Here is a 13,730-nt window from a genome sequence, read left to right on the forward strand (position 1 = left end):
CGGGCCGGCTACGGCTTGCGGCGCCGCCACCACACCACCGGCACCACAGCGGCCAGCGCCAGGCCCTGCGGCGCCACCGGGAGGCCGGCGGCGGCCGGCTGGGCGTTCAGGCCGGGCTGGTCGAAGGTGTCGGGCACCGGCAGGTTGTCCCAGCGGTTGACCGGCCAGGCGACGACGATGGCCCGCCCGACGACGTCCTTCACGGGGACCATGCCGTGGTTCTTGTCCGACTGGTTGTAGCGGGAGTCCCGGGAGTTCTGCCGGTGGTCGCCCATGACCCAGATGTGGCCCTCGGGGACCTTCACCTTGAACTGGCCGCCCTGGTCGTCGACGCTGCACGGCGTGTTGCCGGGGTAGACGTACGACGTCTCGTTCAGCGCCTTGCCGTTGACCGTCAGCGGGCCGGTGTTCCTGCACTCGACGGTGTCGCCGCCGACGCCGATGACCCGCTTGATGAGGTCCTTCTCCTCCACCGACGGCATGAGGCCGATCCAGCTGAGGAACGTCTGCAGGGCGTTCGGGTCCGTGGTGGGCTCGCCCGCCAGCCAGTTGTCGGGGTCGTGGAAGACGACGACCTCGCCGCGCTCGGGCTCGGCGCCGAACCAGGGGGTGAGCTTGTCGACCAGGACGCGGTCGCCCTGCTGGAGGGTGTTCTGCATCGAGTCGGAGGGGATGGAGAACGCCTGCACCAGGAACGTCTTGATCAGCAGCGCCAGCACCAGCGCGATACCGATCAGGAGGGGCAGCTCCTTCCAGAAGGAGCGCGGTTTCTTCGGTGTCCGGGCCGTACCGCCCGGTCCCTGGCCCTCGGCCGTGCTCTGCTCGTCTGTCACCCTGTCGCCTTCGGCTGCCCCGGAGTCACTCCCGGAGGTCACGGCGCTGTCCGCGGCCGGGACGGTGGATTCCGCGGGACGTCCGCGGTGCTCCTCGCCGTCGTGTCCGGACCGTGCGCCAACCGCCACATCCCCCACGCCAACTCCTCACTCTGTGCCGCCGCCTGCCCCACACACGGCGCAGGCCCACCACTCCCATAACGAGCGGGAGTTCCGCAGGGGTCGGGAGCTGGATCGCTTCGTTCGAATCGTCGGAGGCAACCCTATGCGACAGTCGGGGAGCAGCGGTCGACCCGGTGCCCGAGTCGGACACCGAGGCGTAGGTGTTCGGCTCCTCCAGGGTGGTCCAGTGGCCCAGGGGCCAGGCGATGACCATGGCACGGCCGACGACCTCGTCCTCGGAGACGGTGCCGCCGTAGTCGGTGTCCTGATGGGCGCGGGAGTCCGCGGAGTTGTTGCGGTGGTCGCCCATCACCCACAGGCGCCCCTGCGGGACGGTGATGTCGAACGGCGTGTCCGACGGGGCCGCGCCCGGGTACAGGTAGTCCTCGTTCAGCGGGACGCCGTTGACGGTCACGCGCCCTTGCGCGTCACAGCACTTGACGCGGTCGCCGCCGACGCCGACGACCCGCTTGATGAGGTCCTTCTCGTTCTCCGACGGCAGCAGGCCGATGAAGGTGAGCCCTTCCTTGATCTGCTTGATGACGACCGGGTCGTCCTTCTTGGCCGTGGGCTGCTCGTCCTGGAGCCAGCCGCCGGGGTCCTTGAACACGACGACGTCCCCGCGCTGCGGCTCGGAGCCGAACCACGGGGTGAGCTTGTCGACCAGGACGCGGTCGCCGATCTGGATCGTCTGCTCCATGGAGCCCGACGGGATGACGAAGGCCTGGACGAGAAAGGTCTTCAGCACGAGGGCTATCAGCACGGCGACGCCGACGAGGAGGGGTATCTCCTTGACGGCACCGCGCCTGCGGCGCCGCTTGACCTTCTTCTGGAGCTTGCGCCGCTCGGCGCGCGTACGGCCGCTGGAGGAGCCGGCGGCGCGCCGGGCGCCGGTGGGCAGCAGGTTGTCCGCGGGGCCGGCCGGGACCCCGCGCGGTTTGCCGCGGTTACCCATGGGCGCCCGCCTCTTCGGCGGGGGCGGCCACGCGCGCGTAGGCGTCGGGGCGGTGCAGCCGGGTGGCGTGCGCGAAGGGCCAGACGATCGCGTCGGCGCGGCCGATCACGACGCCGACGGGGATCATGCCGCCGCCGGGCGAGCCGAGGTGGTCGCGGGAGTCGCTGGAGTCGCTGCGGTGGTCGCCGAGGAGGAAGAGCCTGCCGTCGGGCACGACGACGTCGAAGGGCACCGCGGACGGGCTGTCCCCGGGATACAGGAAGCCCGACTCGTCGACCGGCCGGCCGTTCACCTGGATCCTCCCCTCCTTGTCGCAGCAGACGACGCGGTCTCCCCCCACGCCCACCACGCGTTTGACGTAGTCCGCGTGCCCGAAGTACCCGGTGCCGTCGAACACGACGATGTCTCCCCGCTGCGGCGCGGCACCGAAACGGTACGCCAACTTATTTACGAGAACCCGGTCCCCGATCCTCAATCCCCGCTCCATCGATCCGCTGGGGATCTGGAACGGCCGCACGACGAACGTGCTGAGGAACAGCAGGAACAGCAGGCAGGTCAGCGCGGTGAGGGTGCCCCGGCCGCCCGGCAGCCAGGAGCCGGCACGCGACACCAACGCGAAACGCGACCGTCCCTCCGGCCCTCCGGAGTCCGAGGTGGTGTCCTCGGAGTCGGAAGGGCGGGAGGAGCGGTCGCGCTCCGTGTGCTGTGCTTCGGTGTCCATCGGAGCCAGATGCTATCCGGCCCCGATGTGAACCCCGGAGAGCGCTCAGTTCTCGCGCTTCTCCTTGATCTTCGCGGCCTTGCCGCGCAGCTCGCGCAGGTAGTAGAGCTTGGCGCGGCGGACGTCACCCTTGGTGACGAGCTCGATCTTCTCCACGATCGGGGTGTGCACCGGGAAGGTGCGCTCGACGCCGACGGAGAAGGAGACCTTGCGGACCGTGAAGGTCTCGCGCACGCCGGAGCCCTGGCGGCGGATCACGACGCCCTTGAACTGCTGCACACGGGAGCGGTTGCCCTCGATGACGCGGACGTGCACGTTGACCGTGTCGCCCGGGCGGAAGGCGGGGACGTCACTGCGCAGCGACGCGGAGTCGACGGTGTCGAGCAGGTGAGACATTTCGTCTGCTTTCCTCGCTGATGCCACAGGTCATCAACGGAAACTAGGTGTTCCGGGATCAGGTGTGTGCGGGTCGGGGCGGACGTCGTCTCCCCCTGTGGCAGGGGCGCACGCCGGACGGACGCACAACAGCTGGCTATTCTTCCACGCCGTCGGTCCTGCGCCAAAATCGGCCGTACGGCTCCCCCGCGGGGTCCGGCGCCCAGCCCAGGATGGAGAGCATCTCGCGGTCCTTCTTGTCGAAGGCCTTGGGGTCGCAGCGCTCGATGAGGTCGGGCCGGTGCGCGGTGGTGCGCTTGAGGGCCTCGTCCCGGCGCCAGCGGGCGATCTTCCCGTGGTGGCCGCTGAGCAGCACGTCGGGGATGTCCCGGCCGCGCCACTCGGGCGGCTTGGTGTAGACGGGCCCTTCCAGCAGGTTGGCCATGGCGCCGGGCGCGAAGGAGTCGTCCCGGTGGGACTCGGCGTTGCCCAGGACTCCGGGCAGCAGCCGCGCCACGGCCTCCGTGACGACGAGCACGGCCGCCTCTCCCCCGGCCAGCACGTAGTCGCCGATGGACACCTCGTAGACCGGCATGCGCGTCGCGTACTCGTCGACGACGCGGCGGTCGATGCCCTCGTAGCGGGCCGGCGTGAAGATCAGCCAGGGGCGCTCGGAGAGGTGGACGGCGAGTTCCTGGGTGAAGGGGCGGCCGCTGGGCGTGGGCACGATGAGGGCGGGCTCGCGGGAGCCGGCCTCGTAGCCGTCGGCGAGGACGGAGTCCAGGGCGTCGCCCCAGGGCCCGGTCTTCATGACCATGCCGGGGCCGCCGCCGTAGGGGGTGTCGTCGACGGTGTTGTGCCGGTCGTAGGTCCACTCGCGCAGGTCGTGGACGTGGACGTTCAGCTGTCCACGCGCGCGTGCCTTGCCGACGAGGGAGACGTTCAGCGGTTCCAGGTACTCGGGGAAGATCGTGACGACGTCGAGGCGCATCAGGACTCGTCCCGGGTGGAGGCGATCTCGGCGCGGTCGTCGATCAGGCCCGGGGGCGGGGTGATGACGGCCTTCTGCTCCTCCAGGTCGATCTCGGCGACGATCTCCTCGACGAAGGGGATCATCACCTCGCTGCCGTCGGGGCGCTCCACGATGAACAGGTCCTGGGTGGGCAGGTGCGAGATCTCCGTGATCCGCCCGACCTCGGCGCCGTCCGCGGTGACAACGTCGAGGTCGACGAGCTGGTGGTCGTAGTACTCGTCCTCGCCCTCGGGCAGTTCCTCAGGGTCGACCTCCGCGATCAGGAGGGTGTTGCGCAGGGCCTCGGCGGCGGTGCGGTCGCGGACGCCCTCGAAGCGCAGCAGGAGACGGCCGCTGTGGACGCGGCCCGTCTCGATGGTGAGAGGTCCCGCCGAGGCGGGGTCGGTGGCGAGTACGGCCCCGGGGGCCAGCCTCAGCTCCGGCTCGTCGGTCCTTACCTCGACGGTGACCTCACCCTTGATGCCATGGGCACGGCCGATCCGTGCGACTACCAGCTGCACGTTGTCCATTCTCCTGTCATACGACTACGGGCCGGGGACGGCCCAGTGGCCCTCCCCGGCCCGAGCCGGTGCTGCTGCGAAAGCGTCAGCGGACGTGGTCCACGTCGACGAGGTCGACGCGGACACCGCGACCGCCGATGGCGCCCACGACGGTACGCAAGGCGCGTGCGGTGCGGCCGTTGCGGCCGATCACCTTGCCGAGGTCGTCCGGGTGTACCCGGACCTCGAGCACCCGTCCGCGGCGCAGGTTGCGCGAGGCGACCTGCACATCGTCAGGGTTGTCGACGATGCCCTTCACGAGGTGCTCGAGAGCCTCCTCGAGCATGCTCAGGCCTCGGTCGAAGCGGACTCAGCGGCAGCGTCGTCCTTCTTCTCAGCCTTCTTCTTCTGGGTGATCGCCTCACCCTTGCCCTCGTCGTCTCCGCCGAGCGCCTCGAACGACGGGCGCGCGGCCTTCTCGGGCTGCGTCAGGAGCGGGGCCGGAGCCGGCTCGCCCTTGAACTTCTGCCAGTCGCCGGTCTTCTTCAGGATGGCGAGAACGGGCTCGGTCGGCTGCGCGCCGACACCCAGCCAGTACGCCACGCGCTCGGCGTCCACCTCGATGACCGACGGGTTGTACGTCGGGTGGTACTTGCCGATCTCCTCGATCGCACGGCCGTCACGACGGGTGCGGGAGTCGGCGACGACGATGCGGTAGTGAGGCGAACGGATCTTGCCCAGACGCTTCAGCTTGATCTTGACTGCCACGGGAGTGGGTTCTCCTGGATTTGACGTGGTTGGGCACGGCGAGGAAGCCGCGTGGGGTTGCGGTACCCGAGTGCCCGATGGACGCGTCAGCCGGAGGCGAGAGGGTTCCTGTGCGGCTGTCGAGTACAGCTAGCCATTGTGCCACACCCCGCGGGTCGCTCCGGCCGGGGGTGTGCTGCGCCCGGGCATGCCGAAGCGGCACCCGGCGTGGAGGCGAGGCAGGCCGGGTGCCGGCCCGTTCCGGCGGTCCGTCTCGACCGGCAGCCACGAGATGCCGGTGCCGACGTCAGCTCGCGACCGCTCCCACGACCTCGGGGATGCGGAACGGCTTGCCGCAGCCGCCGCAGACGATGGGGGCCTGGGCGAGGACCGAGGGGACGACGCGGACGTTGCGCCCGCAGTCGCAGACCGCCTTGACGCGTACGCCGCCACCCGAGGAGCCGTGGCGGGCGGCCGGGCCCCGGAAGGTGCGGGAGGTGTCGGAGGAGGTCGCGACGGTGTGGGCCTTGAGGGCGCGCTGGAGGCGCTCCATCGTCGGACGGTAGCGGCGCTTCGCCTCGGGCGTGAGCGTGACCAGGGAGAAACCGCTGCTGGGGTGCGGTTCCTCGGGGTGGTCCAGGCCCAGCTCCTCGGCGATGGCGAGGAATCTGCGGTTGTGGTAGCGGCCGGCACGGGAGGTGTCGCGGACGCCGCGGGCGGCGGCGATGCCATGGACTGCCTCATGGAGCAGTCGCTCGAAGGAGAGCTCGTGACCGCACGCGGACGACGACTCCCCGATCAGGGACTCTGGCGCGGCAAGGTCGGGCAACTCGGGGTGGTACCGCTGAATGTCGGCCCACGCCTGTGCCAGCTCTGCGGCGAGAACAGGTGGTGTCTGTGTCGTGCTCACGTAATGACAACGAGCCGGGGTGCCCCGGTGTTCCGATTCCGGGCCATCCCAAATAATTTGCACGTACCCGTCAGTTGCCTCTGATGCGTCCCGACGAGGGCGCGTGCGCTGATCTGTGGAGAAGCCTCGCAGCTCACCACAAGGTGGTGCGTAGTCACGCGTACGCCCCGGCGCGTAGAGGATCTCCTCGCGCCGGGGAGCCAGGGGTCCGCGAGGACGCAAGAGGCATTTCGGTCGCCTTGTGTCCCACGCGGCCGGCGCCTGCGCGCGTCAGTAGGCGCGCGCCACGACCGCGACGTTACCGGGTGCGTCACCGTCGGCCGGCACCGACCCGTCCTCGCCGACCAGACACCGCACGGTCACCGCGTGCTCGGCGAGCGCGGCCTCGCCCTCCTCGCCGAGCACCGCCCACGGGATGCGCGCCCAGCCGCCGGCCGTGGCCGCCTCGACGGCCTCCTCGACCGTCGTCACGTCGGCCGTTTGGGACTCGCGGCGCTCGCGGGCCTGCGTCAGCAGCAGCTGCTGGTCCTCCTCCAGGACCTTCGGGAGCAGCTCCGCCAGGTCGTCCAGGGAGACCGGCGCCTTGCCCCCGGGGATGCGGCGGGCCAGCATCGCGGTGCCGCTCTCCAGGTCGCGCGGGCCGATCTCGATGCGGACCGGCACGCCCTTGAGCTCCCAGTCGACGGCGCGACGGCCGAAGGGGGTGTCCGTGCGGTCGTCGACGTGCGCGCGGACGCCGGCCGCCCGCAGCCGGTCGCCGACCTCGCGGACCTTGGCCAGAACCGCCTCGTCGCCCTTGATCGCGAGCACCACGGCCTGGATCTGCGCCAGCCGGGGCGGCACGCGCAGGCCGTGGTCGTCGCCGTGCATCATCACCAGCGCGCCGATCATGCGCGTGGTGGATCCCCAGGAGGTCTGCCAGACCAGTTCCTGCCTGCCGTCCTTCGACAGGTACTGCGTCTGGAACGCCCTGGCGAAGTTCTGGCCCAGTTCGTGGCTCGTGGCCAACTGCAGGGCCTTGCCGTCGCCCATCATGCCTTCGAGCGTGAGGGTGTTGACGGCGCCCGCGAAGCGCTCCTTGGCCGTCTTGCGTCCGGGGACGACGTCCATCGCCAGGACGTTCACCATGAAGTCCTCGTAGACCTGCCGGTGGATGTGCGCGGCGAAGTCGCGGGCCTCCTCGTACGTGGCGTGCGCGGTGTGGCCCTCCTGCCAGAGGAACTCGGTCGTGCGCAGGAACAGACGGGGCCGCAGCTCCCAGCGCACGACGTTCGCCCACTGGTTGATGAGCAGCGGCAGGTCGCGGTAGCTCTGCACCCACTTGGAGAAGGAGGCGTTGATGATCATCTCCGAGGTGGGGCGGACCACCGCGGGCTCTTCGAGTTCCTTGCCGCCGCCGTGCGTGACCACGGCCAGTTCGGGCGCGAAGCCCTCGACGTGGTCGGCTTCCTTCGTGAGGTACGACTGCGGGATCAGCAGCGGGAAGTACGCGTTCTGGGTGCCCGTGGCCTTGATGCGGGAGTCCATCTCCGCCTGCATCCGCTCCCACAGCCCGTACCCGTACGGTCGGATGACCATGGTGCCGCGCACCGGCCCGTTGTCGGCGAGCTCCGCCTTGGCGATCAGGTCCTGGTACCAGCGCGGGAAGTCCTCCGCGCGGGGCGTGAGTACGGGTGCCTTGGCCATGGCGCGATGGTACGGGCCGAGGTTGCCGGAATGTGAAATCTCGCCACCGGCACATGACATCTCACAAGCCCTGCCGCATTCCACTGGACGACGGGTCGGAGGGGGAGTTTCCTGGCATACGGGGGTAGTGCGAGCGCACTGTCACGGGGGCCATGGAAGCGGCAAGAGGCAACTCTCGGCGGATTGGGGCGCTTACTTATGACACCTACGCTCGTGCGGCAGCACCTGCCTCACGCGGGGGCCGCACCCCGCGTGGACCTGCGTGCACGCGCGCGTGACTGGTCCGAGATCCAGGAGCGGATGCTCGTACCGCTCTACGAGGCCGTCTACGAGCGACTGGACGTGGGTCCCGCCACGCGGCTGCTCGGCCTCGGCTGCGGTTCCGGACTCGCCCTGCTGATGGCCGCCGCCCGGGGAGCGGCGGTCACCGGTGTCGACGCTTCCCCCGAAAGAGTGGCGCTCGCGCGCGAGCGGCTGCTGCCCGGGGCGTCCGGTGCCGGCACGCGTCCGGACACCCGGCTGGTGGACGGCTCGCCCGGGGACACCGCGGAGCCGGGCGCTGCCGCCTACACCCTGGTGACGGCCTTCGAGCCGATCGGGTGCCTCGCGGGCGACTCGGAGGGGCTGGGCGGGCTGCTCGCGGAGGCGACGCCGCTCGCCGAGCGCGGAGCCGCCGTGGTGCTGGCCGGCTGGGGTCCGCCGGAGCGGTGTGCCACGGCGTCGGTGATGCGGGTGGCCACGAAGCTGGCGGAGCCGGAACGCACCCCGGGCAGCTGGCGTCCGGCCTCGCGCGACGACCTGGAGGACGTCGCCCGGCGGGCCGGCCTGAAGCCGGACGGCTCGGGGCGGGTGGCCTGTCCCTTCGGCTACGCCGACGTGGACAGCGCGGTACGCGGTCTGAAGTCGACCGGGCTCTTCGACGCGGCGATGCGGGCGACGGACCAGGTGCAGGTGGACAAGGAGCTGAGCGAGGCCCTGCATCCGCACCAGCGCCAGGACGGCACGGTGTGGATGCCCAACGTGTTCCGGTACCTGATCGCCCGTACGCCGTGACGCGCGGCGTCCGACCCGGCCGAGAGGGCGCCTCTTCACGGAAGAGGCGCCCTCGGCGTCGTCGTACGGGGCGGGTCGTCAGCCCATGAACTTCTTGAACTCGTCGGGGAGTTCGAAGTCCTTGGCGCCCTGCTGGGGCAGCCCGAAGGCGTTGCCGCTCTCGGCCGCCGCTGCGGCCGCGCGGCGGGCGGCGGCCTCCTGCTCCTGCTGCTTGCGCTTCATCGGGTTGCCGGAGCGCTGCTTGCCCTTGGCCTGCTTCTGCTTCTTCTTCGCCCGGCCGGGGCCGCCGCCCATGCCCGGCATCCCGGGCATCCCCGGCATGCCGCCCTGGGCCATGCGCGACATCATCTTGCGGGCCTCGAAGAACCGCTCGACCAGGCTCTTCACCGCGCTGACCTCGACACCGGAACCCCGGGCGATCCGGGCGCGGCGCGAGCCGTTGATGATCGTCGGGTCCTGGCGCTCGGCCGGGGTCATCGACTTGATGATGGCGGCCGTACGGTCGACGTCCCGCTCGTCGAGGTTCTGGATCTGGTCCTTCATCTGGCCCATGCCCGGCAGCATGCCGAGGAGCTTGGAGATGGAGCCCATCTTGCGGACCTGCTCCATCTGGGCGAGGAAGTCGTCCAGGGTGAAGTCCTGGCCCTTCTTCGACGCCAGCTTGGAGGCCATCTTCTCGGCCTCTTCCTGGCTGAACGTCTTCTCCGCCTGCTCGATCAGGGTGAGCAGGTCACCCATGTCGAGGATGCGGGAGGCCATCCGGTCCGGGTGGAAGGCGTCGAAGTCGTCGAGCTTCTCGCCGTTGGAGGCGAACATGATCGGCTTGCCGGTGATCTGCCGGATCGACAGGGCCGCACCACCGCGGGCGTCACCGTCGAGCTTGGAGAGCACCACGCCGTCGAAACCGACGCCGTCACGGAAGGCCTCGGCGGTGTTGACCGCGTCCTGGCCGATCATCGCGTCGACGACGAACAGGATCTCGTCCGGGGAGACGGCGTCGCGGATGTCCGCGGCCTGCTGCATCATCTCCTGGTCGATGCCGAGACGGCCGGCGGTGTCCACGATCACGATGTCGTGGACCTTGGACTTGGCGAAGTCGATGGAGTCCTTGGCGACCTTGACCGGGTCGCCCACGCCGTTGCCCGGCTCCGGGGCGTAGACCGCGACACCGGCGCGCTCGGCGACCACGCTGAGCTGGTTCACGGCGTTGGGGCGCTGGAGGTCGCAGGCGACGAGCAGCGGCGAGTGGCCCTGGTCCTTCAGCCAGCGGCCGAGCTTGCCGGCGAGGGTGGTCTTACCGGCACCCTGCAGACCCGCCAGCATGATCACGGTGGGCGGCTGCTTGGCGAAGCGCAGACGCCGGGTCTCGCCGCCGAGGATGGTGACCAGTTCCTCGTTGACGATCTTGAGGACCTGCTGGGCCGGGTTGAGCGCGCGGGAGACCTCGGCGCCGAGGGCGCGCTCCTTGACGTTCTTGATGAACGTCCGGACGACCGGGAGCGCCACGTCCGCCTCGAGCAGCGCGATGCGGATCTCGCGCGCCGTGGCGTCGATGTCCGCCTCGGAGAGCCGTCCCTTGCCGCGCAGGTTCTTGAAGGTCGCTGAGAGGCGATCGGAAAGAGTATCGAACACGGCGCTCGCGGTCCTCGGGGTCGGAGACGGTCTGGGGAATCGCCCTCCAGGGTATCCCGGCGTGACAAGTCGCCGGGTCGGCCTCACCCCCGCAGTGTCTCCTCCAGCTTCCGCACCACCGACTCGGCCTCGTCACCGGGCAGCGGCGCGCCCTCCGGGCCCGTCACGTAGAAGGCGTCCACGGCGTTGGCGCCGAGGGTCGAGACGTGGGCGCTGCGCATCCGCACGTTCGCGTCCTCGAGGGCGCGGCCGATGCGGAACAGCAGGCCCGGGGCGTCCTGGGAGCGGACCTCGATGACCGTGGCCAGCCGGGAGGCGGCCGGGTGGACCGAGACCCTCGGCGGGGGCGCGACCACGCCCCGGCGGCGCGGATAGGCCGCGTCCCGTTCGGCGAGGCGGCCGGCGATGTCCAGGGAGCCGTCCAGGGCCCGGACGAGGTCCGCGCGCAGCCGGGCGGCCTGCGGCAGCGAGCCGTACTCGGCGGCGACCCGCCAGTCCAGCAGCAGGACGGACCCGTCGACCCCGTCGGGGAGGGTCAGCGACCGCAGCTCGGCGGTCCGTACGGTCAGCCGGTGCATGGCGAGGACGCCGGCCACCGCGGGCAGCACCCCCGGCTGGTCCGGGACGGCGATGAGCAGCTCCACGCCGAGCGGCTCGGGGTCGCCGGACGGTTCCTGCCCGGCGGGCGGCTCGGTCTGGGCCCGCAGGGCGAGGACCGGGCTGCCGGTCGCGGCGGCCTCCAGGGCGAGCCGCTCCTGCTCGGCGGTGGGGGTGGCGTCCTCGGGGTCGGCCGGGGCGTCGCCGGCGAGCACCGCCGCGACCCGTTCGACCAGCTCGGTGACGAGCGAGCCGCGCCAGGACGACCAGGCGGCCGGGCCGGTGGCCAGGGCGTCGGCCTCGGTGAGCGCGTGCAGCAGTTCCAGGGTGCCCGGGGATCCGACGGCGTCGGCGACGGCGCGCACGGTGGCCGGGTCCTCCAGGTCGCGCCGGGTGGCGGTCTCGACGAGGAGCAGGTGGTGGCGGACGAGGGTGGCGACGACGGTCACGTCGTGCCGGTCGAAGCCGATGCGGGCGGCGACGTCCTTGGCGATGATCTCGCCGGCCACCGAGTGGTCCCCGGGCCAGCCCTTGCCGATGTCGTGCAGCAGCGCGGCGACCAGCAGCAGGTCGGGCCGGCCGACCCGGCGGGTGAACTCGGAGGCGCGCACGGCCGTCTCGATGAGATGCCGGTCGACGGTCCACAGGTGCACGGCGTTGCGCTGCGGGCGGCAGCGGACCCGCTCCCAGTCGGGCAGCAACCGGGTGATCAGCCCCTCGGCCTCCAGTGCCTCCCAGACCTCCACGGTGGGGCGGCCGGAGCCGAGCAGCGTGACGAGCTGTTCGCGCGCCTCGGCGGGCCAGGGCGTGGGCAGCGGGCGCACCGTGGCCGCCAGGCGCCGCACGGCGTGCAGGGAGAGCGGGAGGCCGGCCTGGGCTGCGGCGGCCGCGGCGCGCAGCGGCAGGACGGGGTCGCGCTCGGGACGCGCGGCGCGGGCGAGCACCACCTCGCCGTCCTGCTCCACGACGCCCTCGGCCAGCGGGGAGCGCTCGGCGGTGGGCTTCCCGCCGCCGAGCATGGCGCGCAGCCGGGGCCGCACGGCCCGCGACCGCAGCACCCGCCCCACCTCGCGCCAGGTGACGTCGCTGGCGTACGACACGACCCGCGCGGCCTCGTAGACCTGGCGCAGCAGGGTGTCCGCGTCGAGCAGGCCGAGTTCGGCGGCGACCTGGTCCTGCTCCTGGAGGGCGAGCCGGTCGGTGGCGCGCCCGGTGGCCAGGTGCAGGGCGTCCCGGACGTCGAGGAGCCGGCGCCGGGCGTCGGCGAGGCCCTCGCGCGGGGCGTCGGCGAGCCAGGAGGCGGCGACGGCCCGCAGCGCGGTGGCGTCACGCAGTCCGCCGCGGGCCTCCTTCAGGTCGGGTTCCAGCAGGTACTGCAACTCGCCCTGCCGTTCGGCGCGTTCGGCGCACAGTTCCTGCAGTTCGGGCAGGCGCCTGGGCGCCTGGTTGCGCCAGTCGGCCAGGATGGCGGTGCGCAGGGACGCGGTGAGCCCGAGGTCGCCGGCGATGTGCCGGGCGTCCAGCAGGCCGAGCTGCACCTTGAGGTCCTCGCCCGCGGTCCTGCGGGCCTCGGCGGGGGTGCGCACGGAGTGGTCGAGGTCCAGGCCGAGGTCCCAGACGGGGTACCAGAGCCGGTCGGCGAGGGCGGCGACGGCCTTGGGGTCGCTGCCGTCGTGCAGCAGGAGCAGGTCGAGGTCGCTGCGCGGGGACAGCTCTCCGCGCCCGTACCCGCCGACCGCGACCAGGGAGGCGCCGCGCAGCTCCCCGGCGCCCGCGGTGAACAGCCCCGTGAGCCAGTCGTCCGTCAGTTCGGCCAGGGCCGCACGGCGCGGCGGCCCGGACCGCGCCTCCTCGGTGAGGAGGCGCAGCCGGGCCGCCGCGTAGCCGCCGGGTCCCGAGTCCTCGGTTTCCTTCTGCACGTCCGTACCGGTCACCCAGCGACTCCTGTTCCGTTGTCCTGCCTCAGAGCGCGTCGGGGCCGCGCTCGCCGGTCCGGACCCGTACGGCCGTCTCGACCGGGATGGACCAGACCTTGCCGTCCCCGATCTTTCCGGTGCGGGCCGCCTTGACCACGACGTCGATCAGCTGCTCGGCGTCGTCGTCCTCGACCAGGACCTCGATGCGGATCTTGGGCACGAGGTCGACGGTGTACTCGGCGCCCCGGTAGACCTCGGTGTGGCCCCGCTGCCGGCCGTAGCCGCTGGCCTCGGTGACCGTCAGGCCGTGCACGCCGAAGGCCTGCAGGGCCTCCTTGATCTCGTCGAGCCGGTGCGGCTTCACGACGGCGGTGATGAGCTTCATGCGTCCACCTTCTTGCTCTCCGCTCCGGCCACGGCGGCCGCGACGGCGGAAGTCCTGGCGGCACCGCCACCGGCGCCGCTGAAGTCGTATGCGGTCTCGGCGTGCTCGGCCTGGTCGATGCCGGCGACCTCGTCGTCCTCGCTGACCCGCATCCCGATCGTCTTGTCGAGGAGGAAGGCGAGGACCGCGGAGACGACCAGGGAGTAGGCGAGGACACCGAAGACACCGGCGCACTGCTTCCAGAAC

At 71.5% G+C, this 13,730-nt stretch carries 14 protein-coding genes and 1 pseudogene; 1 reads left to right on the top strand and 14 read right to left on the bottom strand.

From position 1 onward, the window contains the following. Window positions 1-8: 8 nt before the first annotated feature. The 10 genes from lepB (ABTZ58_RS30585) to proS form a co-directional block, all read right to left on the bottom strand. Window positions 9-971, bottom strand: coding sequence for a signal peptidase I (gene lepB / locus ABTZ58_RS30585; RefSeq protein WP_351363595.1), 963 nt, complete (start codon window positions 969-971; stop codon window positions 9-11). After that, window positions 859-1,950, bottom strand: coding sequence for a signal peptidase I (gene lepB / locus ABTZ58_RS30590; protein ID WP_502996153.1), 1,092 nt, complete (start codon window positions 1,948-1,950; stop codon window positions 859-861). The genes lepB (ABTZ58_RS30585) and lepB (ABTZ58_RS30590) overlap by 113 nt, the downstream gene beginning before the upstream one ends. After that, on the bottom strand, window positions 1,943-2,671 hold the full coding sequence (lepB, locus tag ABTZ58_RS30595; RefSeq protein WP_502996154.1) for a signal peptidase I: 729 nt from the start codon (window positions 2,669-2,671) through the stop codon (window positions 1,943-1,945). Before lepB (ABTZ58_RS30595) ends, lepB (ABTZ58_RS30590) begins: the two co-directional genes overlap by 8 nt. A 45-nt stretch (window positions 2,672-2,716) precedes the next feature. Beyond that, window positions 2,717-3,067: a 50S ribosomal protein L19 gene (gene rplS, locus ABTZ58_RS30600; RefSeq protein ID WP_030852073.1), complete on the bottom strand. Its 351-nt coding sequence runs from the start codon at window positions 3,065-3,067 to the stop codon at window positions 2,717-2,719. A gap of 136 nt (window positions 3,068-3,203) precedes the next feature. Next, window positions 3,204-4,037: a tRNA (guanosine(37)-N1)-methyltransferase TrmD gene (gene trmD / locus ABTZ58_RS30605; protein WP_351363598.1), complete on the bottom strand. Its 834-nt coding sequence runs from the start codon at window positions 4,035-4,037 to the stop codon at window positions 3,204-3,206. Further along, complete coding sequence (gene rimM, locus ABTZ58_RS30610) at window positions 4,037-4,579, bottom strand: ribosome maturation factor RimM (protein ID WP_351363625.1); 543 nt, start codon at window positions 4,577-4,579, stop codon at window positions 4,037-4,039. Before rimM ends, trmD begins: the two co-directional genes overlap by 1 nt. 85 nt (window positions 4,580-4,664) lie before the next feature. Then, the gene (locus ABTZ58_RS30615) at window positions 4,665-4,904 is read right to left on the bottom strand and encodes an RNA-binding protein (protein ID WP_003973401.1); all 240 of its coding nucleotides are present in this window, start codon (window positions 4,902-4,904) and stop codon (window positions 4,665-4,667) included. A gap of 2 nt (window positions 4,905-4,906) precedes the next feature. Continuing rightward, window positions 4,907-5,326 carry a 30S ribosomal protein S16 gene (gene rpsP, locus ABTZ58_RS30620; protein ID WP_309097766.1) on the bottom strand — a complete coding sequence of 140 codons (420 nt, stop codon included), beginning with the start codon at window positions 5,324-5,326 and terminating at the stop codon, window positions 4,907-4,909. A 286-nt stretch (window positions 5,327-5,612) separates the two neighbouring features. Next, window positions 5,613-6,215, bottom strand: a complete 603-nt coding sequence (locus ABTZ58_RS30625; protein ID WP_309097767.1) for a hypothetical protein — start codon at window positions 6,213-6,215, stop codon at window positions 5,613-5,615. Window positions 6,216-6,485: 270 nt separating this feature from the next. Next, entirely contained in the window at window positions 6,486-7,901 is a 1,416-nt protein-coding gene (proS, locus tag ABTZ58_RS30630; protein ID WP_351363603.1) for a proline--tRNA ligase, read from the bottom strand. Between the two features lie 198 nt (window positions 7,902-8,099). Here proS and ABTZ58_RS30635 point away from each other — a divergent pair, with 198 nt between their 5' ends. After that, window positions 8,100-8,954 (top strand): methyltransferase domain-containing protein, encoded by an 855-nt coding sequence (locus ABTZ58_RS30635; protein ID WP_351363606.1) that lies wholly within the window; start codon window positions 8,100-8,102, stop codon window positions 8,952-8,954. A 78-nt stretch (window positions 8,955-9,032) separates the two neighbouring features. On the opposite strand, the gene ffh is transcribed toward ABTZ58_RS30635, so the two are convergent. From ffh to ABTZ58_RS30655, 4 genes and pseudogenes are all read right to left on the bottom strand, one after another. After that, window positions 9,033-10,586, bottom strand: a complete 1,554-nt coding sequence (ffh, locus tag ABTZ58_RS30640; protein ID WP_351363609.1) for a signal recognition particle protein — start codon at window positions 10,584-10,586, stop codon at window positions 9,033-9,035. An 83-nt stretch (window positions 10,587-10,669) separates the two neighbouring features. After that, window positions 10,670-13,117 carry a [protein-PII] uridylyltransferase gene (locus ABTZ58_RS30645; protein ID WP_351363612.1) on the bottom strand — a complete coding sequence of 816 codons (2,448 nt, stop codon included), beginning with the start codon at window positions 13,115-13,117 and terminating at the stop codon, window positions 10,670-10,672. Window positions 13,118-13,145: 28 nt separating this feature from the next. Further along, window positions 13,146-13,484 carry a P-II family nitrogen regulator gene (locus ABTZ58_RS30650; RefSeq protein ID WP_030231663.1) on the bottom strand — a complete coding sequence of 113 codons (339 nt, stop codon included), beginning with the start codon at window positions 13,482-13,484 and terminating at the stop codon, window positions 13,146-13,148. Continuing rightward, window positions 13,481-13,730: pseudogene (locus ABTZ58_RS30655) on the bottom strand (ammonium transporter); the annotation flags it as partial. The pseudogene ABTZ58_RS30655 and the gene ABTZ58_RS30650, both read right to left, overlap by 4 nt.

This window comes from Streptomyces sp. NPDC094143 (assembly GCF_040303825.1).
Taxonomy (GTDB): domain Bacteria; phylum Actinomycetota; class Actinomycetes; order Streptomycetales; family Streptomycetaceae; genus Streptomyces.

Excerpts from the sequence above, each read along its gene's own strand:
- ABTZ58_RS30650 (WP_030231663.1), bottom strand. The coding sequence starts at position 13,484 with ATGAAGCTCATCACCGCCGTCGTGAAGCCGCACCGGCTCGACGAGATC.
- lepB (WP_502996154.1), bottom strand. The coding sequence starts at position 2,671 with ATGGACACCGAAGCACAGCACACGGAGCGCGACCGCTCCTCCCGCCCT.
- proS (WP_351363603.1), bottom strand. The coding sequence starts at position 7,901 with ATGGCCAAGGCACCCGTACTCACGCCCCGCGCGGAGGACTTCCCGCGC.
- trmD (WP_351363598.1), bottom strand. The coding sequence starts at position 4,037 with ATGCGCCTCGACGTCGTCACGATCTTCCCCGAGTACCTGGAACCGCTG.
- ABTZ58_RS30635 (WP_351363606.1), top strand. The coding sequence starts at position 8,100 with ATGACACCTACGCTCGTGCGGCAGCACCTGCCTCACGCGGGGGCCGCA.
- rplS (WP_030852073.1), bottom strand. The coding sequence starts at position 3,067 with ATGTCTCACCTGCTCGACACCGTCGACTCCGCGTCGCTGCGCAGTGAC.
- lepB (WP_502996153.1), bottom strand. The coding sequence starts at position 1,950 with ATGGGTAACCGCGGCAAACCGCGCGGGGTCCCGGCCGGCCCCGCGGAC.
- ABTZ58_RS30615 (WP_003973401.1), bottom strand. The coding sequence starts at position 4,904 with ATGCTCGAGGAGGCTCTCGAGCACCTCGTGAAGGGCATCGTCGACAAC.